Below are 22,665 nucleotides of genomic sequence, written 5' to 3' on the forward strand. Positions count from 1 at the left end.
CACATAAGACTTATCTGGGAAATCCCCATCTCCGCGACGACCTAAAGCGCGTTATTTGTGGGGCTTTTTTTGCCGTCATATCGACGTGCATGGTTGGAACACGCCCTGTCGCGGCAGAAGAACAGGGACAAACCAAGGGGGCCGCGGCACTGACTGTCGCGACGGTTAAACCTTCGCTCCAAGACTGGCCTCAAACAATCCCGGCGAGTGGATGGCTGAAGCCTTGGCATGAAGCCGTGATTGAATCTGAAACGAGCGGTTTGCGTATCACAGAGGTCCTTGCCGACGTCGGATCCATCGTCAAGAAGGGCGATCCTCTTGTCCGGCTGAATCAGGAAGCCGTGCTGGCCGATCTGCGCAAAGAGGAGGCGGCTGTCGCTACAAAAGAGGCAGATCTAGCAAAGGCGAAGGTCGACGCGGATCGAGCGCGCACGATCGGAGGATCGGGCGCGTTGTCCGACCAGAAGAGAGTGGAATACCTGACCACGGAGCAGACCGCGAAGGCAGATCTTGATTCTGAACGGGCCACGCTTGAGAGCCAGCAAATTAAACTTGAGCAAACCACTATCACCGCCGTCGACGACGGCATCATCACCTCGCGATCAGCCTCGCTAGGTGCAGTCGTGTCCACCGGCACGGAGCTTTTTCGTCTTATTCGCCAGCAGCGCGTCGAATGGCAGGCTGAAGTGTCAGCTCAATATCTTCCGCAGGTCGAGATAGGGTTGCCCGCGGAAGTCACGGAGCCGGGCGGAAAGGCGTTTCAGGGTAAGGTCAGACTTATCGCACCAACCGTCAGCAGCGATACAGGCCGCTCGATTGTTTATGTGGAGTTGCCTAAAGAGCCTCAACCCCGTGTTGGTCTCTATGTATCTGGTAACATCGATATTGGTACGAAAAGAGCATTGACCGTGCCGGAAACCAGTTTGGTTTTCAGAGACGGTATCAATTACGTCTTTGCCATTGATCAAGTACGCCGAGTACACCGGATCCGCGTTGATGTCGGTCGCCGAAGAGAGAACCGCGTCGAGATTACAGCTGGCTTGGCGGGCGATGAGATGCTTGTGCGATCTGGCGGGGCTTTCCTCTCGGAAGGCGCGCTTGTTAATGTTGAAGGGGCGGCAAAATGAACATTTCCGCCTGGTCAATTCGCAACCCCGTGCCCTCTGTATTACTGTTTGTGTTGTTGACAGTTTGCGGCTTGCTCGCCTTTTCGAAGCTCCAGGTCCAGAATTTTCCCGACATGGATCTGCCGACCATCAAAATTTCCGCATCGCTTGAAGGTGCTGCGCCAACCCAGCTTGAAACTGAGGTTGCACGTAAGATTGAGGACAAGCTCGCCTCTCTCAGCCTTCTTGATCATATTACAACGACGATCACCGACGGATCGGTATCGATCAGCGTCTCGTTCAAGCTCGAAAAGAACAGCGAAACCGCACTTAACGAAGTACGCAACGCTGTTGATAGCGCCAAGAGCGATTTGCCGTCCGAAATGGAATCGCCGACGGTTTCCAAGGTGACGGTGCAATCTTCCGTTCTCGTAACCTACGCGGTGCGCTCCAAAGACCTCGACGAGACGGAGCTTTCCTGGTTTGTCGACAACGACATGACCAAGGCATTGCTATCGGTAGGGGGCGTAGGAGAAGTCGATCGATTGGGCGGCGTGGACCGCGAGGTCCACATCGATCTCGATCCCAACCTCATGACATCCTTCGGTATCACCGCCTCGGATATTTCCTCCCGCGTGAAGTCTGTTCAATCAGACAAATCCGGTGGTCGTGGCGAAATCGGCTCTGCCCGTCAAACCATACGGACCCTCGGTGCTCTTCCCTCCATTGAAGATCTATCAAAGTTGGCAATTCCGCTGTCCAACGGAAAAAGCGTCCGGCTCGATGAAATAGGCAGCGTCACTGACAGCTTCGCTGACCGTTCTTCTCTTGCCTATTTCGATGGAGAGCGCGTGATAGCCGTCGAGATCAAGCGATCAAAGGGCTTTTCCGATACGGCGGTTGCTGATGACGTCCAGAAGAAAATGAAGGAATTCGCATCTGCGCATCCGGAGGTCGAGCTTGTTGAAGCCTATACAACGGTAAATCCCGTCATCGAGAACTATGATGGCTCGATGCACATGCTTTATGAAGGTGCCATTCTCGCCATCGTCGTTGTCTGGATATTTCTGCGCGACTTTCGCGCGACCTGCCTCTCAGCGCTTGCTCTCCCACTCTCCATCATACCGACGTTCCTGGTCATGTATTTGACTGACTACAGCCTCAATACGGTTACGCTTCTCGCGCTATCGCTTGTTGTCGGCATTCTCGTGGACGACGCAATTGTCGAGGTGGAAAATATCACTCGTCATATTCAGATGGGCAAGACACCCATGAATGCGGCGCTGGAGGCGGCTGACGAAATCGGGCTGGCGGTGATCGCAACAACGTTCACCTTGGTTGCAGTGTTTCTCCCAACTGCATTCATGAGCGGGATTCCCGGCCTCATCTTCCGGCAATTCGGCATAACGGCTTCCGTGGCGGTGTTGTCCTCTCTTCTGGTTGCGCGCTTTCTGACCCCAATGATGGCCGCATATTTGATGAAACCTCATCATGTGGAGAAGGAGGACGGTCTGGTCATGCGAGGATACATTGCGATGGTCAAAGCTTGCCTTAACCACCGCAAATTGACCTTGCTTGCCACGAGCACTCTACTCGTCTTGTCTTTGGCAACTATTCCATTTCTGAGGACTGGATTCTTTCCTGCCTCTGACGATGCTCAGACGCAGGTTAGTCTGACACTTCAACCGGGCAGCGCCCTGGATCAGACGGATGCCATATCGAAGCGCGCAAGCGACATTATTTCCAAACTCCCCGATGTCACGCAGGTCTTCAGCGCCGTCGGAACCTCTTCAAGCGGTAGCGGACTCGATTCAACGACAACGACGGATGTGACAAAGGCCACTCTTGTCGTCGACCTGAAAGACATTAATAAGCGCAGCCGTAAACAGTCTGCGATCGAAGACGATATCCGTCACGCTCTTTCCGTGCTGCCCGGCGTACGCGTGGAGGTCGGGACCGGAGGCAATGGCACCAAACTGGAGCTCACTCTCGCAAGTGACGATTCCAATGTCTTGGAACAGGCCGCAAGCGCGCTTGAAAACCAGTTGCGAACACTCAAAGGTGTTGGAGCGGTCACGTCCAGCGCTTCGCTACAAGCCCCTGAGATCCAGATAAGGCCGGATTTCACTAAGGCCGCAGCACTTGGTATCACGTCTGAATCGATCGCCGAGGCGGTGCGGGTTTCGACGAATGGAGACTATTCCAGCGAGCTGTCGAAACTGAATCTGCCGCAGAGACAGATTTCCATTCGGGTGCGATTTGACCCCCGTTCTCGCAGGGACATCGATGCCATATCGCAGCTGCAGGTCGCAGGTACAAATGGCAAGGTGTCGCTTGGAAGCGTAGCAACGATCACGATTGGAGGCAGCCCGTCCGAAATCGATCGGATCGATCGTGCCCGAAATATCACGCTGTCGGTAGAACTCAATGGACGCGTTCTTGGGGATGTGAATAAGGAAGCTCAAGCCCTTTCCGCACTGCGCAAACTACCACAAGGTGTATATCAGGTAGAACAGGGGGAGCTGCAACGCAGTTCGGAGTTATTTCAGAGCTTTGGAACGGCGATGGCTATAGGGGTCTTTTGTATTTATGCCGTCCTCGTACTCCTGTTTCATGATTTTTTCCAACCTGCCACGATCCTGATGGCGCTTCCGCTTGCACTTGGCGGGGCATTGCTTCCCTTGGCCATCACAGGCACCAGCTTTTCGATGCCAGCCATTATTGGACTGATATTGCTTATGGGAGTGGTGTCGAAAAATTCCATTCTCCTGGTCGAATACGCGATTATGTCCCGGCGACAGGGTCTCTCGCGCTTTGACGCGTTGGTGGATGCCTGCCATAAGCGGGCCCGGCCAATCGTCATGACAACAATCGCGATGGGCGCAGGTATGTTGCCGGTCGCTTTGAGCCTGAGTGGTGGCGATTCCAGTTTTCGCCAACCGATGGCGATCGTCGTCATTGGCGGTTTGCTCACCTCGACATTCTTGAGCTTGCTTGTCATACCGACGATCTTCACATTCGTAGATGACTTGGTGAGCTTCCTGAGGCGGCTCTTCGGCCACAATCAAGGACAGCATGGGGAGCCCCCACGCGTGGAAGCTGGCATCATCAAAGAAAATGAGCGCCGCCGACCGTCACATGGATCCGCTTCATGACAAATGCTGGCTGGTCTGCTGGTAGGGTTTGCCGGCATTGCGACGATTGCACAGGCTTTAGACCTCCCTGTAGTCGTCATCAAGCGTCCATCGGCTGAGCGCCCATTGGAGATTGTTTGAATTGAGTAAGGCGTCACTCATCTGGCGCGCGAAGAGTTCGACCTTCGGCGAGAGCCTCGGGAAAGATTTTTGATTCGCGATTGTCGAAAGGATGAGCCTTCGTTCGTCTTCTACGACGAGGACACCGGAGGCAAAACCGAATGAAGTTGTATTTCAGCAGAAACCCCAATCCACGCCTTGCAGTTGCCGTTGCGCGGTTCTTGAAAACAGATATCGCATTCGAGTTCGCCGCACCGATGGCTCCGGGGCAATCGGAGCGATATCTGCCGCTCAACCCAAACCTTCTTTTGCCGATTTTGCAGCACTCCGGTCGAACGCTTTGGGAGAGCGATGCGATTGCCTGCTGGCTGTCCAGGCACGCCGGCTCGAACTTCTGGAGAACCGATGACGAAGAACCGGACATGATCCGCTGGATCAGTTGGGCGAAGGAGAACTTCATGAAGGCATGTGATATCGTTCATTGGGAGCGCGGCACGAAGCTGCGTTACGGTATTGGGCCGTGTGACGACACGATGGTTGCAGAGGGTCTAAGTCAATTCCACAAAGCAGCGGTCATTCTCGAAAGTGAATTGTCCGGTCGACCGTGGATCCTTGGCGAGACAATCTCGTTCGCCGATTTTCGCATGGCGACGTTCTTGCCGTTCAACGACGCTGCGCGCCTTCCGATAGAGGACTATCCCGCCATAAGACACTGGTCTGATCGCCTGGATCAGATCGAAGCCTGGCGCGATCCGTTTCGCGGATTGGACGCGCCGTGTCCGCCACCGCTTCCCAACTGAAATAGGCCTGCTGGGCGATGGTGATGCTAAAGGTGCAGGGCTCTAGGATATCTGTCGGAGTGAAAGGCCGCCGTTCCATTTCGAGAGGTAGAGCGCCGAAGGTTTTGTGCTTGAATGCGGCAAATGCCATCGAGCCTGGCTTCCCGCTTGATTGTCACGCTCGACCCGGCGGTCTTGAAAGAATGTGAGCCTGAACCAGGATCGATTGATCTTACGCCGCTACGGGCCGTCAAAACATTGGCATATGAATTTCCGGTCTTTTCAGGATCAAGCACATGGTTGGAACAAATCCGAGCCGCATCAGACATCCTCCAGCTGTGTCAAACTGCGTTTGTGCATATTATTGTTCCGGTAAGATTTTGGCGACTTACCGGTTTCCCGCTTAAATGCATTGCTAAAGGCGCTTTCGGATGCATAGCCGACGGAGTGCGCGATCAACGCCACCGATTTTCCATCCTCATTCCGGAGCGCCTGCTCGGCCAGTCGCATGCGCCACTCAGTGAGGTAGGCCAGCGGCGCGATGCCAGCGACGCTGCGGAACCGCTCGGCGAAGGTCGTCCGCGACATGGCGCAGGCGGCGGCGAAATCTTCAAGGCGCCATGCCCGCGCCGGATCCTGGTGCATCAAACGCAGGGCCGGCGCGATGCGTGGATCGCTGAGCGCCCTTAGCCAGCCTCCGCTTTCGTCCTGCGCTCCGGCCAGGTGAGCCCGCAGGATCTGGATGAAGAGCAACTGCGCCAGTTGAGCGGATGCGAGTTCGGCGCCAGGCAGATCGGAAGCACGCTCCTCGACGAGCCGATCGAGCAGCCACCGGAACGTCGCGGCCGCGGACAAGCTCGCCCGCACGTGGATCCAGGGCGGCAGCACATCCGCCAACAGGCGGCCGCTGGCCGGATCAAGCAGGACGTGCCCACCGATATGCGCGAAGTCGCCACCGTCGCCGAGTTGGGCCGTCGTTCGCCCAACTCCTGAGAACAGCGTCATCGCGTCGACGGGAGTGACATCCGGATCACTGGCGAGCACGAAGGCTCGCGGCGCCGAGAGCAGCCCTACATCACCCGTTGCAAACCGGATGGGCGCCTCGCCGTCAAGCGCCACCCAGCAACTCCCCTTCACGACGGCGAAAAACTTGATCGTCTTCGGGGCCGGGAATCGGATCGCCCAAGGGCCTCCAGCCGTGAAGCCACCCGTGACCAGCGTTTCGGCACGCACGAGTCTGAGAATTTGCGAGAAGGGATCGGTGATCATTTTCGTATTATCGCGCAAGTATTGCGTATTCTCAAGCATTCAACGTCCGAACTGCCGCGTCTATGTTCAGGGCCACCATGCGAACACAAGAGGATGAGGCCCATGATATTGAGCAAGCGGAAGTTGGGTACCCAAGGCCCGCAGGTCGGCGCAATTGGCCTGGGCTGTATGGGCATGAGCCAGTCTTATGGTCCGGCGGACGAGGCGGAGTCGATCGCCACCCTTCATCGAGCCATCGAGCTCGGCTGCGACTTCTTCGATACGGCGGAAGGCTATGGACCATACACCAATGAGGAGCTGCTCGGCCGCGCCTTCCGCGACCGCCGGGAGAAAGTGATCCTCGCCACCAAGTTCGGCTTCCGATTCGCGGATGGACGCCAGCTCGGCGCCGAGACCGACAGCAGCCCCGCCGCGATCCGCCAGGCGGTCGAGGGCTCGCTTCGGCGACTGCAAACCGACCACATCGACCTGCTCTACCAGCACCGCATCGATCGCAAGGTGCCGATCGAAGATGTGGCCGGCACGGTCGGCGAGTTGGTGAAGGAAGGCAAGGTGCGCTTCTTCGGCCTGTCCGAGGTGGGGGCTGCCACGCTGCGCCGCGCGCATGCCACCCATCCAGTCTCGGCGCTGCAGAGCGAATATTCGCTTTGGGAACGCAATCTCGAAACCGACGTGATCCCCGTCTTGCGCGAGCTGGGCATCGGTCTTGTGCCGTTCTGTCCGCTCGGACGTGGCTTTTTGGCCGGCGGGGTGAAGCGCGCTGAAGATTATCCCGAGGGCGATACCCGCCGCATCGACGAGCGGTATCAGGGTGAGAACTACGACGCAAACGTGCGTGCCGCACAGGCGGTGTTCGACATCGCTGAAGCCCATGGTGCAAAGCCTGCGCAGATCGCGCTCGCCTGGCTGCTGCACAAGGGCGATTTTATCGTGCCGATCCCCGGCACCAAGCGTCGCGCCTACCTCGAGCAGAATGTGGCGGCAGACGCTGTCCGGCTGACGCCTGCCGACATGCAGATACTCGACAAGGCTTTGGCGATCGGCACCGTCTCCGGCAATCGCTATCCCGCCTGGATCATGGCAGGGATCGACCGCTGATGCGCGACAAACAACACTGGAGATCATTATGAGTGAAGAGCTGGTACTCGTAACCGGCGGAAGCGGGTTCATCGCGCAGCACTGCATTCTGGCGCTGCTGGAGGCGGGCTATCGCGTGCGGACTACGCTCAGGTCACTGTCGCGAGAGGCAGAGGTTCTCAGCAACCTCAGGAGTGGGGGTGCCGAGCCGGGCGATCGCCTTTCATTTGTCGCCGCCGACCTCACAGCCGATGACGGCTGGGTGGAGGCTGCCGCAGACTGCGCCTATATCATCCACGGGGCTTCACCGACGCCGTCCGGCGATCAGGTGCGCGAAGAGGATTGGATCCGGCCTGCGGTCGATGGAAACCTGCGGGTGCTGCGTGCGGCACGCGATGCCTGTGTAAGGCGGGTGGTGCTCACCTCGGCCTTCGGTGCGATCGGCGTCGGCCACAAGTCGCGAAGCCGTCCCTTCGACGAGACCGACTGGAGCGACCTGAACGGCAACGTCGCGCCCTATCAGCGATCGAAGACACTGGCCGAGCGAGCCTCATGGGACTTCATCGCGCGTGAAGGCAGCGGGCTGGAACTGGCCACCGTCAACCCAACGACCGTTCTCGGACCGGCGCTGGGATCCGATTACTCGCACTCGATCCGGCTCATCAAGAACCTGCTGGATGGTCAGCCGGGCTGTCCCAAGATCAACACCTGCGTTGTCGACGTGCGCGACGTCGCCGACCTGCATCTGCGCGCAATGACCGATCCGGCCGCCAACGGCGAGCGCTTCCTTGCCGCATCGGGTGAGAGCCTGTGGATGGTCGAGATCGCCAGGCTGCTGAATCAACGTCTCGGGAAAGGCGCAAAAAAGGTCTCCACCCGCGTGCTACCCAACTGGTTCATCCGCGTCGTCGCGCTTTTCAATCCGGCGATGAGGGGGATCGTGCCGCATCTCGGCGTCAACATGAATGCCAGTGGAGACAAAGCCAAGCGCCTGCTTGGTTGGGCGCCACGCTCACGTGAAGACGCAATCGTCGCCACGGCCGAAAGCCTCATAAAGCTGGGGTTGGTCAACACGACAGAATAGAGACTGGCGACTGCCACATCGTACTTTATATGCCGATCGGTCCGGCGAGATCGACTATGATGGCCGTTTCTCGCGACGAGGCGACGTCAGCTACCGGGGTTACTTTACGAGGCGGCGACCGCCCTCCTCACGAGACACTGGGCGTCCCTGCTGTGGACGTGGGTCGGGTCATTCCGTCGAATCCGTCGCAGCTCGATCGAGATTGCGCCTTGAACACAGGAAGATCCACCCCGCGAAAACCCATCATGCAGCGACCACGTGTCGACCGCGTAGACAACCCTGCGCCGGGCAATGGACGAACTTGTAGAAGCAACCATGCAGAGCTCCTCCTCAATCAAAGAAAAATGTCGCGCTGCATGGTCTGCGACACAGCAATGACGCAGAGTGTCCAAAATTAGCTTAACTACCGGACATTCGGCGACCTCGGTGCCGGTTCACAGTCGATCCAAAAACGAGCCTCCTAAAAAATGCAAATGCCTCCTATTGACGATAAAAGCATATGCCCCTATCTTTGTCCGTATAGGAGCATATGCTCTCACAAACGAAAGAAGCGAGATCATGAGTGAGGCTGAGATACTTGTAAGCGGAGCAACCGGACGGACGGGGGGTGCGGCGATCGATGAGTTACTGAAGATGGGCAAGTCGGTGCGCGCCTACGTGCGCTCAGATGACGAGCGGGCGACGGCCCTTAGGCAGCGGGGAGTTGATATCGCTGTCGGGGACTTCACCGACATCGATGACATCCGCGCCGCCATGGAAGGCATTCGGTCGGCCTATTTCCTGCATCCGATCGCGCCAGGCATTATCGGTGCTGCGGCCTATTTCGCACAGGCCGCAAAAGAAGCAGGCGTCACGGCAATCGTCAACATGTCGCAGATTTCTGCGCGTCGTGAATCGGCGAGCCACGCTGCGCAAGACCATTGGGTTTCCGAGCGAGTCTTCGACTGGTCCGGTGTTCCGACTACGCATCTGCGCCCGACCTTCTTTGCCGACTGGCTCGTCTATCCGCATTTTGCCAAGGAAATATGGGCCACGAAAAAGATCGAGTTCCCCTTTGCCGATGGGCGTCATGCACCGATCGCGACGGATGATCAAGGACGGGTGATCGCGCATCTTCTTGCCGATCCGCTGGGACATGAAGGCAAGGTTTATCCCCTCCATGGACCACTCGAGATGAACCACACCGAGATCGCCGCCGCCACGAGCGAAGTGCTTGGCGCGAAGATCGACTACGCGCCAACCTCGATCGAGGTATTCAAGGACAAGATGGAAAATCTCTACAAGTTTCCGCCTTTCCTCGTGCAGCACCTGGTCGAAGTCGCTCAGAACTATCGTGATGGAGTCTTCGCGGGCACGAACGATGCCGTCGAGAAAATCACCGGAACGCCGGCCCTCTCGGTCCAGCAATTCATCGCCAACAATCGTGCCGCCTTTGCGTGAAAGCCGTCGAGGCAAGGAGTTTGAACAATGTCGAATACTCAAGGCGAACGTCACCCGTTTCTGGACGACCTGTCCGTCGACGCGGAACTGACCAGCTCCGTGCTGCGAGGCGCGGTCATCGGACGGGACGAGATCAAGCTGGCCGTCAACACGGTCGGGACCTTCTACGCTTCGCAGAATCCCACGTTTCTCGAGACTGTCGGCTCGCGCCTCTTTCTCGAATACGAGGCGGTCCTGTCAAGCGGGGAGAGCCTGCACGCCGTCGTAGTTGTCGACCGCAACCCCGATGGTTCGGTGCCACGCGTCAGCGTGCGGATGAGCCCGCTTGGTGCTGTGTTGTCTCTCGCCACCAATCTTCGCGAGGCACTGTCCGGCCAGTTGCCGGAAGACCTTTTTCTTTAAACCCAACGCCCGCAGGCGGGTATCGACATTGGATGCCCTGATCTGTGGCTTTAGAGAGGTAATTTGTCATGGATGTCACCAACACCACCGTCTTTATCACCGGTGCCAATCGCGGCCTGGGCCTAGCGTTTGCGCGCGAGGCCCATCGTCGCGGAGCGAAGAAGGTCTATGCCGGCATGCGCAATACGAACGGCTTCGACGAACCGGGCATCATCCCCGTCCGGATCGATGTCACGGACAAAGCATCGATCGCCGCGGCAGCGGAACTGGCGGCGGATACTGATCTGCTGATCAACAACGCGGGCATCGCTGCTCTTATCGACGGACCTCTGGCAACCGATGTCGAAGAGCAGTCGCAGCGTCTGTTCGACACCAACTATTATGGCGTCGTCCGCGTCACGCAGGCCTTCGAGCAGATCCTGTCGGCCAAGCCGCGTGCTGCCATCATCAACGTGCTATCCGACATCGTGTGGCTTCCGCGGCCCATTTTGACACCCTATGCTGCATCAAAGGCGGCGGCATGGAGCTTCACGAACCAGCTTCGCTTTCACCTTCAAGATCGTGGCATCCAGGTTCTCGGTCTGCATGTTGGTTTCGTGGATACCGACCTGACCAATGGCATCGATGTGCCAAAAGCCAGCCCGCGGGATGTGGTGCGCCAAACCTATGACGCGCTCGCCGCCGGCAAGAGCGAGATCATGGCCGACCAGGGAACGACACTGCTGAAGAGCACGCTTTCAGCCGAGGTGCCCGGTTATGTCACGCCGCCGCCAGGATTGTTCTAAGCGCGAAGATGGTGGAGAAACAGCCAAGCCGCAGGCTGTGTGATGCGGAAGCCTTGGACTTTGCGCCATATAGCCTGCGGACGATAAGTAGGATTCGAAAGGAAAACGAGATGTTGTCGGCGAACCAACCGCTTGGGATCGATCAATGCAATTGCTCTGCCATGAGAAAGGCAAGCCGCCAGATCACGCGGTTCTACGATGCCCATCTTGAGCCCGTCGGGCTTCGTATCACGCAGTTCCTGACCCTGGCGGCGCTCGACGAAGCCGACGGTGCCGCTGTCAACGCTCTCGCGGAACGGCTCGATATCGAGCGGACGGCGATGGGAAAGATGGTTGGCTTTCTGGAACGCGACGGCTTCGTCACGATCAAGCCATCACCCGTGGACGGCCGAGTTCGTATCATTGAACTCACGGACGAAGGCCGACGCTTGCATGAGAGAGCGGCTCCTCTCTGGCAGGATGCGCAGCGAGAATTCGAGCTGCTGAACGGTAGCACCAACGTCGCAACGCTCCGGCACAGCCTGAGAGAGATCGTCGTTGGCGACTTGCCGGTCGTCTCGCCCGGAGACTGAGCCTTCGAAAAGCCGTCCGGTTTGAGCGAGTAAGGTCAGTCACAACGTTCCCGCGTCGGTTCTGTGAGCGAAAAATTTCTCGCAAGCGCCTTGTCTGGTTCGCTGAATTTCGGCTGCATTTTCGATAAGTGTACATGCGGTGGCCGCAGCAGCGTTGATTTTCCGGAGCTGTATCCGCCAAGGAGTGAGACGACGTCACCTTGACGAGCCTCTAGCGAGATGCCGCGCAGTCAACTCATGATTGCCGAAGCTCTTGTGAACATTATGAACGGAAAGTCGCGGTGCGCCGGTTGATGAACCGTGCAGCTTTGGACGAGCGGCTCGCTTTCAACATCGATACTGAACCTCCCGACGAGCAGTAGGCCGTCCATCGCGTCAAATTGCATGCCCGACGATCATTCATCCCCCATTCAGTCTTTAGGTTTCAGGATGAGGAGGATCAGGGAGGTTCACTATGAAAGTCTTCAAAACGCTACTTGCTGGAATCCTAGGTGTCGGCTTGCTTATCGGAGCTGGCGCTGCATCGGCCGCGCCGATGATGAATATGACAAAGCCGGAAGTTCAATCGTCCGTTCAGACGGTCCACTATCGTCATCACCGCCATTGGCATGGTCCACGGCATCATCGGCATCATTGGAGACCGCATCGCAGCTATCGGAGCCACTACTGGCGTGGTTATCACCGGGGTTGGTACGACCATCACCGGCACCGTCCCCATTATCGGCACCATCGTTATTATTGAGCCCGAAACGGGATTTGCTGTATAAGTTGATCTCAGGACAAAATGGCAGCGCTCCAGCGAGCGCTGCACGAAGGACGCTACCGTACGGCGCAGCGCGAACCGCTTTTTGATGAGCTAGCGCGACGCGACCCTCGCAACGGCATACCTAAAAAGTACGCGTCCGACATTTGCGGGAGCACTACACGGCCCGTGCGTCGCGATAGGCGTTCGCTATGCGCTGCTTATCCCGGGCACTGCTTTCGACACCGATCGCAGCCTCTGTCTGTTGAGCAAGGAATGAGCGAGCACGCATACGCGGTCCAATGACGCCTTTGCATCGACCCATTGCCGTTTCGATCAGTTTGCCACAGCCGATGCACGTCTGCCATTTCAGCCGGCCATCTGACTGCATGGTTTCTATGTGGACATCTCTCTGGCAGGACTTTTGGGCGTTAGGCCGTCCAACCGCGTTCGCGGGCGGTGGAATGACGACCCTTGCGTCCATGGTATGACGGAAAATTGCATCGTAGGTTGGATAGCCATCATAGGCTCCATCGGCAGTGAACTGGTCGATCTCATCATTGATCTGATCAAGCAACGGCGCCAGCTGCGAGACACCGCCGGTTTCCTGATTTGTCAGGCTATGTGCGATGATCTCGCCACGGCCGGCATCAACAGCCAGATGCAGCTTTCGTCAGCCGCGCCGGGAGGTCGCCAAACGAAGGACGCTCGAATTCGGGTTGCAGGACTGTTCGATCAGAGAAGCGCCATACAGGCGTCGGTCTATCTTCCTATGCCCAGAATGCGGACGATACGTCAGGCCGCACACTATTGCCTGGCGCCTGACAAGATGGGCAGGGAGGTGGAGGGTTCAGTCGAAAAAGCCCGCATCTTCTTCCCTGAGATATCTTCTGGCTCCTTCGGCGTCGATATCGAGGCCAAGCCCCGGCGCTTCCAGTAGGTCCACCATGCTGTCCTTCACGATCTGCGGCGGCAGGCCGATTACCAGATCCTCCCACCAGGGGTCGGAGGCGGTTGGATATTCGAACGCGATGTAATTTGCCGGCAATGTGGCGCAGACGTTAATCAACGCGCCGAGCCCCAGCAGGCCGTTAGCGGTGCCGTGCGGTGCCATCAGGATCGAGTGCATGTAGGCGTGCTCGGCGACCCACTTGAGTTCGGCGATGCCGCCAACGTCGGCTGGATCGGGGCCGATGACGCGTACCGCCTGCGTCTCGATCAGTTCCTTGAAGTTGTGCCGCAGGTAGATCTGCTCGCCAGTGTGGATTGGCGTCGAGGTGGAGGTCGTCAATTCCCGATAGGCTTGCGGATTGACCCAAGGCACATAGTCGCCAGTGAGCATGTCCTCGAGCCACATCAGATTGTACTTCTCGACCGCCCGAGCGAACTTGATTGCATCGGGCAGCATCCAGCCCGGGCCGCAGTCGAGCGCCAGGCTGACTTTGTCGCCCAGCACTTCCTTCATCGCGATCACGCAATCGAGCATGTGATTGAAACCGCGCTCGCTGATCACGCCCTGATCCATGGCACCGTGATAGCCGGCCTTCTTCTGCGTCACGCCGTAGTGGAAGTCGTCGATGGTGTCCTTCATGTTGGAGTGGAACGAGATTCCTTGCTTGACCATGAAGAAGTTCTGCGGCTGCTCCATCATCCATTTGACGTCAGCGGCGTAATCCTCCGGCCGGTCGCCCATGCGTTTTTGGCGAATCGAGCCGTTGTAGACGCGAACCTTGTCCCGCACCTTGCCGCCGAGCAGTTTATAGACGGGCACGCCCGCGGCCTTGCCAGCAATATCCCACAGCGCATGCTCAATAGCGCTCACCGCCGCGCCGTACGGCTTGAAAGAACCACGTTGACGGATCTTCAGCATCACTCTCTCGACGTCGGTCGGGTCTTCGCCGATCAGCGCCTCGCGGAAATGCAGCACAAAGGGTTTGAGGTAGGGCTTAGTGAATTCGACTTCACCCAAGCCATAGAGGCCCTCGTCCGTAACGATGCGAACGATCGGGTGTTTACCGATAACGGCGCAGCGGAGATCGGCGATCTTCATCTTCGTTCCTTTTCGTCTCAGCTCCAGGTGCGGTCCCAGGAATACTCATCGTCCCAGCGATCCGTAGGCTGCCAAATGCCGGTGACACCCGGCTGCAGATGCCCCGAAATCACCTCGTCCACGACATCGTCAATCCCCAGACCCGGCTTGTCGGGAACAGTGATGAAGCCGTTCTTCACCAGCGGCTTGGGAAGGCCCGTGACAATATCGTCCCACCAGTCAACATCGGCGGAATGGTATTCGAGCGCCATGAAATTTTCGGTCGCGGTCGCGACATGTGCCGCGGCCATTGCGGCGATCGGACTTTCTGCCATATGGATGGCCATGGCGACGCCACGGTCCTGCGCCATGTCGCCGATCTTCTTGGTCTCGAGGATACCCCCACTGGTGAGCAGGTCCGGGTGGATAACGGAGACGCCGCCGCTATTGAGCAGAGGCTCGAAGCCCTCCTTGAGGTATATATCCTCGCCCGTGCAAATCGGCACCGTGGTGGCGTGCTGCAGTTGTCGGTATTGCTCGGTATACTGCCATGGGATCACATCCTCGAGCCAGGCTGGCACGTATTTTTCAATTCGCCTGGCAAGGCGAATGCCGTTCTGCACAGAGATATGGCCAACATGGTCGATCGCAAGCGGCACATCCATGCCGATGACCTCACGAACCTCGGCGATATATTGCTCAAGCAGGTCGAGGCCCTTCTCGGAAAAGTGCAGGCCGGTAAACGGGTGCGGGACGTTATGCAAATCGTACGCAGCATTGCGGACACGCCGCTCCTCAATGGTCTTCAGCGGCCCGCGACGGGGACCGTCGCGGTATCCTTCTAGTGAGCCGGCAGGAAACACGACCGCACCGGGCACATCCGCGATCTGCATCAATCCCAAATCCATCTTGAGGAAGGTGAATCCGAGCTCCATGCGCTGCTTGAGGCGCTTGCCGGTCTCGGTACCGCTCGGCACGGTGGCGTCGGTATCACAGTAGACGCGCACTTTCTCCCGAAACCGGCCGCCGAGCATCTGGTAGATAGGGACGCCATAGGCCTTGCCGGCAAGATCCCACAACGCGATTTCAACCGCCGATACGCCGCCGCCTTGCCGGCCGTGCCCGCCAAACTGCTTGATCCGACGAAACAGACGATCGATGTCGCAAGGGTTCTCGCCAAGCAACCGGCTCTTCAGCATCAGTGCGTAGGTGGCGCTGGCGCCATCGCGCACCTCGCCAAGCCCGACGATGCCCTGGTTGGTGTAAATCTTGAGTAGCGTTGAGGTAAACGGCGCGCCGACAATTTCGGCTACCCGCATGTCGGTGATGCGAAGGTCGGACGGCTTGGAATGCGTGTTCACCCGATTGAGCGCCTGGTCGGCTCCATTTGCCTCTGCCATGATTTATCCTCGTTCTGGTCGGCGGGCTCGTCGTCGCGCACGCTGAGGCGGCGCAGAGCGTTGCTGGCTAGGCCAACTCTATCTCGTGATTTTGAAGGTAGTCGCGGTTCATTTCAACGCCGAGACCAGGCTTGGACGTAAGCTTGAGGCTGCCGTTCGAAACATCGAGTGGTCTGTCGATGAGATGATCGTATTTGCCCAAGTTCCACTCTGACGTTTCAAGTTTGTAGAAGTTAGGAACGGTCATCATCACCTGCGCTCCCGCGACCACGTTGATCGGCCCTGCTGCGTCATGCGGCGAAACCGGGATGTAATAGGCTTCGCATAGGGCAGAAATCTTCTTGAGTTCGGTGATGCCGCCGGTCCAGGTGACGTCCGGCATGATGTAGTCGGCGAGCTTGTTTTCGAGCACCGGCACGAAATCCCACTTCGTGTGGCCGCGCTCGCCCCAGGAGATAGCGGTACTGACCTTCTCACGGACCTGTTTGAGCGCGTTGAGGCTCTCAGGCGGACAGGGCTCCTCAAACCAGTCGATCTGACCAGCTTCCTCAAGGCTCCGACAAAGGCGAATGGCGGTGGGAACGTCGAACCGGCCATGCGCATCGATGAGGATATCAACATCAGAGCCCGCCGTTTCGCGGATCAGAGCCGTGAGTTCGGCGGCTTCACGCTCATCCTTGCGGGTCATGCTACCATCAAGATAGCCGTCGCGCTGTTCGCGAGGCTGTCCATCGACGGCGCAGCCTTGATGGGGGAAAGGATCGAACTTGAGCGCAGTGTGGCCGGACTCGACAATGTCTCGAATTTCCCGGACCACAGCTTCATTACTGGTAAACTTGGCCTGGTTGGGATGGGTGTAGAGCGCGATTTCGTCGCGTACCGGTCCGCCTAACAGCTCGTAAATCGGCTTGCCAAGAACTTTGCCTCGGATGTCCCAAAGAGCTATGTCAATGGCGCTTACGCATTCGACTGCCGCGCCGCGACTGCCCATGTAGGTGAAGCTGCGGAATATCTTGTGCCACAGATACTCGATACGCGCCGGGTCCTCACCTGTCAAAGCGACCCCGATTTGCCGCAAGATCGTGCAGAGGGCGCGATTGGCGAGCCTTGTCGTGGTGGTGATCTCTCCCCAGCCGCTGACCCCCTCATCTGTGGTCACTTCGACGAACAGATACTCTCCCCAATAGGACGCATCGGATCTGATGAGCCACGGCCGGACGCTGGTGATTTTCATCTCAAATGCCTTTGCTGAAGTGGTCCGTATAAAGATATTCAGACTCTGTATTCTATCCCGCCCGAGCGGCGTTACGGGCACGCATATGTTCCAGGATATGGCGGCCGGAGCCCTCGACATGGCTTGCAATGAGTTCGGCTGCCTCGTTCGCATTTCCCGCTTTCACATGCGTGATAAGCTCGCGATGCTCGCCAAGGACCGCGGCACGCCGGGCGAGCGTGAAGTTGAAACGCCGGCTCACGGCTCGAAGCACTTCGCGATGCTTCCACCAGAGCTCGGCCGCATGGCGGTTGTAGTGCTTTTGATACATCACGGTATGAAAGGCGGTGTCCAACTCGCTGTGCCTGAACGTGTCGGCAAAGTTGTTCTCTTCAATTAGGCTTTGGATGCGTTCGAGTTCAGCAATGTCCTCGACGGTGGCCATATTCACGAACCATCGCGTCAGTGCCGGTTCGATCAAGACTCCGATCTCGTAGATGTCCCGAACAAAATCCTGATCTATGGGCCGTACGCGCGCTCCGCGATTGGGAATGAGGGTGACAAAGCCCTCCCCGCGCAACAGTTGCAGAGCCTCGCGCACGGGGTTGGTTGAGGTGCCGTGGCGCCGGGCGAGGTCGGTAACCACAAGCCGCTCGTTGGCAGCGAGCCGCCCTTCGATAATGTCGTCCCTGATCAGTCGATAAACCGAGGCGCCCTCGCTGGAGGCTCCGATAGCGTCGATCCCTTCGGGTGGCTTTGCTCTAAAATCGCTCGTTTCAGCCAAGACTTTCCCCAATTAATACACACACCACTCCAATATCACGCAAATTTTCCGTAAACAATGTACGATTTCTTCAATTGACAGGCAATCTACAATCTGAAAACGTATAATCCGGTCAAAGGGATACATTGGGTGGAAAGTCCCGTGGCCGGGGGAGCAAAGACCGTTCGCCTCGACGCAGAGCGGCTTGGGAGAGAACCTGGAGGATACCTATGACGAGGATTTCACTCGGCGGTGCCGTCGTGCGCGGAACTTTATCCACCGCTTTGACGCTATCTTTGATGTCAGCGTCTGCGCTGGGTGCGCCGGTCGACTTGAGCAAGTGGTCGCCGGAATATGTGCGCTCCATTGCCGGCACACAGGAATTTGACACGGCGGGCGATTGCGCCAAGGTCACCCCTCTCGACTATAAGGGGCGACTGACTTTCTGGTATCAGGGCGTCTTCGAGGGTGACCCCGACCTCCTGCGCCAGTATTATAAGGAGTTCTTCGAGACCTTCCGCAAAACCTATCCAAACATCCAGCTTGAGGAACAAGCCCTCACCTATAATGACCTTCTGGATAAGTTTCGGACCGCACTTCTGGGCAATGCAGCACCCATGGCGGTGCGCCTGCAAATCCTGGGGGGCACCGAGTTCGCCGCAAAGGGCTATCTGCAACCGCTCAAACCTGAGGATGTAGGGTATTCGACCGAGGATTTCTGGCCCGGTGCAATGAAGGCCGTAACCTGGGAGGGGGTGACCTACGGCGTTCCAACCAACAACGAGACGATGGCGTTCATCTGGAACGCCGACATCTTCAAGCGTGCAGGCCTCGATCCAGACAAGGCTCCGGCGACCTGGGACGACGTCGTCAAATATTCCAAGCAGATCCACGACAAGCTCGGTATTGCCGGTTACGGCCTCGTGGCGCGCAAGAACGCCGGCAATACGCCCTATCGCTTCATGCCGCAGTTGTGGGCCTATGGCGGCGGCGTCTTCGACGAAGCTACGGCGAGCCCGACCTATAAGCAGGTCGAGCTGGATAGCCCGCAGAGCAAGGCGGCATTGCAAGCCTCGTACGATATGTATGTTCGCGACAAGTCGGTTCCGGTTTCGGCACTCACCAATCAGCAGGCGGATAACCAGCCCCTCTTCCTCGCTGGTCAGCTCGCCATGATGGTATCGCACCCTTCCGACTATAACGTCATGCTCGACCTGCAGAAGAAGACGACGGGCAGCGACAAGGACAAAGCGCAGACCGTCATCGACAACATGCGCTACGGTCTGATACCGACTGGTCCCGACGGCAAGCGTGCCGTGGTGTTTGGCGGCTCCAACATTCACATCCTGAAGCCCGAATATGTCGAGGGCGGCAAGGTCGATGAGCCGGCTGCAAAGGCTCTGGGCTGCATGTGGGCGAGCCCCGAATGGTCGCTGAAGATGGCCTACGCCGGCTCGAACCCCGGAAACCTTAACGGCTTCAAGACCAAATGGATGAAGGAACGCCTGGACAGCATCAAGTTCCTTGATGTCACGACCTCGATGCTGCCATACGGCATCCCGTTCCCGGCGCTGCCGCAATCGCCCGAGATCATGAACATCATCGTTCCCGATATGCTGCAGAATGCCCTGACAGGAGCCATGACCGTCGATCAAGCAGCAGACGACGCAGCCAAGAGGGTAAAAGAGCTGATGGGTGGCGGACTCTAGTCCGAGCCTGCCGATCTGACCGGCTGCGCCCCGATAGCAGCCGGTTTTCCTCCAAAGAATAAGGGCAGGGCACAGTGACGATCTTGACTGGCAAGGCCGAGGCGCGCCGAAGACTGCAGACCGACAGGTCCGGCGTGCTGCGAAAGATTTGGGAGCATCGCGCTGACTACGCATACGTGCTTCCTGCGATCGCCGTGATGCTCATCGTCATTGCCTATCCCATCTACTACACGATCGAGCTGTCGTTCTTTAACACACCGCCTGGCCTGCAACTCCGGGACAAGATTTTCGTCGGTCTCGACAACTACATCGCCATCCTCACAAGTCCGGTGTTCTGGACGGTCACCTCGAACACTCTTATCTGGACACTGGGATCCACTCTCATCTCATTTGTCCTGGGGTTTGCCTGCGCCCTGGCGCTCCATCGCGACTTTATCGGCCGCGGCATCCTGCGGGCCATCCTGATCATTCCCTGGGTCATCAGCGCGGTCGCCGCGTCCTATATCTGGAAGTGGATCTACCATTCGGACTTTGGGATCATCGGCGCGGTGCTGGTCGGCCTCGGGTTGGCCGACAGGCCGCCGAATTTCATCGACAGCGTCAGCACAGTGTTGCCCTCGCTGATCGTCGTCAATATTTGGCGAGAGTTTCCGTTTGCCATGATCATGATGATGGCCGGCCTGCAGACGGTTCCCGATCAGTTGCTGCGCGCGGCAAAAGTCGACGGAGCCAATGCATGGCAGCGGTTCTGGCACGTCACCTTTCCGCACCTGAGAAACGTCTCGACGGTGACGATCCTCCTGCTGGCAGTGGCCAACTTCAATTCGTTCATCATCCCCTGGATCATGACTGGCGGCGGGCCGTCGAACGCCTCGCACATCTGGATCACCCACATTTATGAACTTGCCTTCGGTCGCCAGCGCTGGGGGGTGGCATCGGCCTATTCGGTGCTGCTGTTCCTGATCCTTATGTCGTTCGGCTACTTTTACGTCCGGGCGCTGAGCGGCAACGAACAGAAGGATGGAAGCGAATGAGCGCGATCGCCGAAACTGCTCATCGAGGCCGGGCGCGTCGCCATATGCGCATCGATGGCTGGCGGTGGGGCGGACGCGTCTTCCTTGTTTTCATGCTGCTTTACACCGCTTTGCCGATGATCTGGATGCTGATCACCTCGATCAAGTCCGGCTTCGCGGCCATGCAATTCCCGCCACAATGGTGGCCGGACCATCCCACTCTCGCCAGCTACCAGAAGCTGCTCGATCCGCAAAACAGCGTCGGCCGGGACTTCCTGCGCTTCTTCTGGAACAGCCTTTTCGTCTCCACCGCCACGACCATCCTTTCGGTAATCGTGGCTGTTCCTGCGGCCTACGCGTTTTCACGCTTCACCTTCCCGGGACGGAACTTTCTGTTCTTCGCCGTCTTGCTTCGCAACATGTTCCCGGCAGTGATCTTTCTCGTGCCGCTCTTTATTCTGATGCGCGCGATCGGGCTGGTGAACACACATGGGTCACTCATCCTCACCTACCTCACATTCGGGCTGCCGCTGGCAATCTGGCTCCTCAAGGGCTTCTACGACAACATCCCGGTGCAACTCGAGCAGGCGGCGCGCATCGACGGGGCAACGCGGTTCCAGGCCTTTGTCCTGATCGTGATGCCGCTCTCGGCGCCGGGAATCATCGCCACGGCGATCTATTCCTTCATTGGCGCATGGAATGAGTACATCTACGCCTACACCTTCCTCTCCAAGAACGAGCAATTGACACTGCCGGTCGGCATCCAGCGCTTCTTCTCGGAAAATACAACGGACTTTCCGGGCCTGATGGCGGCCAGCTTCATGATGAGCGTGCCTGTCGTGGTCCTGTTCCTCGTACTGCAACGATACTTCGTACGCGCCCTTACGGAAGGCGCAGTCAAGCACTAGGGGAGTTGCCGGTGGCCCACGTGGTCCTCAAAGATCTGGTCAAGACCTATGGCAGCTTCAAAGCTGTCAACAACGTTTCGCTGACGGTCAACGACGGCGAATTTGTTGCGCTCGTCGGCCCTTCGGGCTGCGGCAAGACAACCACACTCAACCTTGTGGCAGGGCTCATCCCCATCACATCTGGCGACATCGTCATCGGCGACAGGATGGTCAACGACCTCGACCCCAAGGACCGGGACATCGCAATGGTGTTCCAGAACTACGCGCTCTATCCGCAGAAATCGGTCTACAAAAATCTGGCGTTCCCCCTGCAGATGCGCAAACTGCCAAGGGACGAGATCGACAGGAAGGTCAAGGAAGCAGCGCGAGTGCTCGACATGACGCAACTGCTCGAGCGCAAGCCACGCGAACTTTCGGGCGGGCAACAGCAGCGCGTGGCGCTGGGCCGTGCCCTCGTTCGCGATCCGGCGGTATTCCTGATGGATGAACCGCTCTCCAACCTCGACGCAAAGCTGCGCGTGCAGATGCGGTCGGAGATCAAGCGTTTCCACCAGGACCTCAAGGCGACGATCATCTATGTGACGCACGACCAGCTCGAAGCGGTAACCATGGCCGACAGGATGGCGGTGATGAACGGCGGCTACCTGCAGCAATACGATTCACCAGCGCAGGTTTTTGCCCATCCGGTGAACATGTTCGTCGCCAGCTTCGTCGGCAGCCCGGCGATGAGCCTTGTTCCGCTGGAGGCGTCAACGGCAAGCGGCAACATAGTGTTGACCAGCGCGGAGGGCTGGCGCCTCGAGCTCTCGTCAGAAAACGCCCGGAAGGTCGCGCGGGCAACCACCAAGAAAATCGTGCTCGGCGCACGTCACTCGACGATCAAACTGCACAAGAGTGCGGTGCCAGGAAGCGTCCCTGCAAAGGCCTACACCGTGGAGCCGACCGGAGACGTCACTTTCGTACAGGCGTTCCTGTCCGGCGCCATCGTCAATGTCAGCGTCCCGCCGACCATTGCCGTCGCGCCCGACGAGCCAATTTGGCTCGAGTTCGATCAGGAGCGGATGCATCTGTTCGATGGCGAAACAGAAATGGCCCTCAAGGCCAACTGAGACAGAGCGGA

19 protein-coding genes and 1 pseudogene are annotated in these 22,665 nt (G+C 58.1%); 14 read left to right on the forward strand and 6 right to left on the reverse strand.

The window, feature by feature from the left end; all coding sequences use genetic code 11:
- Positions 1–89 precede the first annotated feature (89 nt).
- From AB8B29_RS26560 to AB8B29_RS26570, 3 genes are all read left to right on the forward strand, one after another.
- On the forward strand, positions 90–1,127 hold the full coding sequence (locus AB8B29_RS26560; protein WP_051963282.1) for an efflux RND transporter periplasmic adaptor subunit: 1,038 nt from the start codon (positions 90–92) through the stop codon (positions 1,125–1,127).
- Entirely contained in the window at positions 1,124–4,261 is a 3,138-nt protein-coding gene (locus AB8B29_RS26565; protein ID WP_439006843.1) for an efflux RND transporter permease subunit, read from the forward strand. The genes AB8B29_RS26560 and AB8B29_RS26565 overlap by 4 nt, the downstream gene beginning before the upstream one ends.
- A gap of 260 nt (positions 4,262–4,521) precedes the next feature.
- On the forward strand, positions 4,522–5,160 hold the full coding sequence (locus AB8B29_RS26570; protein ID WP_037191121.1) for a glutathione S-transferase family protein: 639 nt from the start codon (positions 4,522–4,524) through the stop codon (positions 5,158–5,160).
- 300 nt (positions 5,161–5,460) lie between these two features.
- Here AB8B29_RS26570 and AB8B29_RS26575 read toward each other — a convergent pair whose 3' ends face one another.
- The gene (locus tag AB8B29_RS26575) at positions 5,461–6,408 is read right to left on the reverse strand and encodes an AraC family transcriptional regulator (protein WP_439006844.1); all 948 of its coding nucleotides are present in this window, start codon (positions 6,406–6,408) and stop codon (positions 5,461–5,463) included.
- 102 nt (positions 6,409–6,510) lie between these two features.
- On the opposite strand from AB8B29_RS26575, the gene AB8B29_RS26580 reads away from it, so the two are divergent.
- The 7 genes from AB8B29_RS26580 to AB8B29_RS26610 all read left to right on the forward strand — a co-directional run bounded on the left by AB8B29_RS26580 (position 6,511) and on the right by AB8B29_RS26610 (position 12,535).
- On the forward strand, positions 6,511–7,506 hold the full coding sequence (locus tag AB8B29_RS26580; RefSeq protein ID WP_439006845.1) for an aldo/keto reductase: 996 nt from the start codon (positions 6,511–6,513) through the stop codon (positions 7,504–7,506).
- A 28-nt stretch (positions 7,507–7,534) separates the two neighbouring features.
- Entirely contained in the window at positions 7,535–8,569 is a 1,035-nt protein-coding gene (locus AB8B29_RS26585; RefSeq protein ID WP_047640927.1) for an SDR family oxidoreductase, read from the forward strand.
- A 558-nt stretch (positions 8,570–9,127) separates the two neighbouring features.
- Positions 9,128–10,009, forward strand: a complete 882-nt coding sequence (locus AB8B29_RS26590) for an NmrA family NAD(P)-binding protein (RefSeq protein WP_439006846.1) — start codon at positions 9,128–9,130, stop codon at positions 10,007–10,009.
- Between the two features lie 27 nt (positions 10,010–10,036).
- Positions 10,037–10,411 (forward strand): hypothetical protein, encoded by a 375-nt coding sequence (locus AB8B29_RS26595; RefSeq protein WP_047640929.1) that lies wholly within the window; start codon positions 10,037–10,039, stop codon positions 10,409–10,411.
- A 68-nt stretch (positions 10,412–10,479) separates the two neighbouring features.
- Complete coding sequence (locus AB8B29_RS26600; RefSeq protein ID WP_047640931.1) at positions 10,480–11,196, forward strand: SDR family oxidoreductase; 717 nt, start codon at positions 10,480–10,482, stop codon at positions 11,194–11,196.
- A 110-nt stretch (positions 11,197–11,306) separates the two neighbouring features.
- Positions 11,307–11,768: a MarR family transcriptional regulator gene (locus AB8B29_RS26605; protein ID WP_047640932.1), complete on the forward strand. Its 462-nt coding sequence runs from the start codon at positions 11,307–11,309 to the stop codon at positions 11,766–11,768.
- A 608-nt stretch (positions 11,769–12,376) separates the two neighbouring features.
- Positions 12,377–12,535 carry a hypothetical protein gene (locus AB8B29_RS26610; RefSeq protein ID WP_156151568.1) on the forward strand — a complete coding sequence of 53 codons (159 nt, stop codon included), beginning with the start codon at positions 12,377–12,379 and terminating at the stop codon, positions 12,533–12,535.
- Positions 12,536–12,751: 216 nt separating this feature from the next.
- On the opposite strand, the pseudogene AB8B29_RS26615 reads toward AB8B29_RS26610, so the two are convergent.
- From AB8B29_RS26615 to AB8B29_RS26635, 5 genes and pseudogenes are all read right to left on the reverse strand, one after another.
- A pseudogene (locus AB8B29_RS26615) lies at positions 12,752–13,183 on the reverse strand (transposase); the annotation flags it as partial.
- A gap of 177 nt (positions 13,184–13,360) precedes the next feature.
- Positions 13,361–14,560: a mandelate racemase/muconate lactonizing enzyme family protein gene (locus AB8B29_RS26620; RefSeq protein WP_037191140.1), complete on the reverse strand. Its 1,200-nt coding sequence runs from the start codon at positions 14,558–14,560 to the stop codon at positions 13,361–13,363.
- Positions 14,561–14,577: 17 nt separating this feature from the next.
- Positions 14,578–15,939 carry a mandelate racemase/muconate lactonizing enzyme family protein gene (locus tag AB8B29_RS26625; RefSeq protein ID WP_037191143.1) on the reverse strand — a complete coding sequence of 454 codons (1,362 nt, stop codon included), beginning with the start codon at positions 15,937–15,939 and terminating at the stop codon, positions 14,578–14,580.
- Positions 15,940–16,006: 67 nt separating this feature from the next.
- Entirely contained in the window at positions 16,007–17,173 is a 1,167-nt protein-coding gene (locus AB8B29_RS26630) for a mandelate racemase/muconate lactonizing enzyme family protein (protein WP_439006847.1), read from the reverse strand.
- Positions 17,174–17,225: 52 nt separating this feature from the next.
- Complete coding sequence (locus tag AB8B29_RS26635) at positions 17,226–17,936, reverse strand: GntR family transcriptional regulator (RefSeq protein WP_439006848.1); 711 nt, start codon at positions 17,934–17,936, stop codon at positions 17,226–17,228.
- Positions 17,937–18,145: 209 nt separating this feature from the next.
- Between AB8B29_RS26635 and AB8B29_RS26640 the strand changes: the two genes are divergently transcribed.
- From AB8B29_RS26640 to AB8B29_RS26655, 4 genes are all read left to right on the forward strand, one after another.
- Positions 18,146–19,624 (forward strand): ABC transporter substrate-binding protein, encoded by a 1,479-nt coding sequence (locus AB8B29_RS26640; protein WP_037191149.1) that lies wholly within the window; start codon positions 18,146–18,148, stop codon positions 19,622–19,624.
- A 74-nt stretch (positions 19,625–19,698) separates the two neighbouring features.
- Positions 19,699–20,658, forward strand: a complete 960-nt coding sequence (locus tag AB8B29_RS26645) for a carbohydrate ABC transporter permease (RefSeq protein WP_037191152.1) — start codon at positions 19,699–19,701, stop codon at positions 20,656–20,658.
- Complete coding sequence (locus AB8B29_RS26650; protein WP_439006849.1) at positions 20,655–21,545, forward strand: carbohydrate ABC transporter permease; 891 nt, start codon at positions 20,655–20,657, stop codon at positions 21,543–21,545. Before AB8B29_RS26645 ends, AB8B29_RS26650 begins: the two co-directional genes overlap by 4 nt.
- Before the next feature lie 11 nt (positions 21,546–21,556).
- On the forward strand, positions 21,557–22,654 hold the full coding sequence (locus tag AB8B29_RS26655) for an ABC transporter ATP-binding protein (protein WP_037191157.1): 1,098 nt from the start codon (positions 21,557–21,559) through the stop codon (positions 22,652–22,654).
- Positions 22,655–22,665: the final 11 nt, after the last annotated feature.

Source organism: Rhizobium sp. 11_C7_N12_5 (assembly GCF_051811145.1).
GTDB lineage: Bacteria > Pseudomonadota > Alphaproteobacteria > Rhizobiales > Rhizobiaceae > Rhizobium > Rhizobium lusitanum.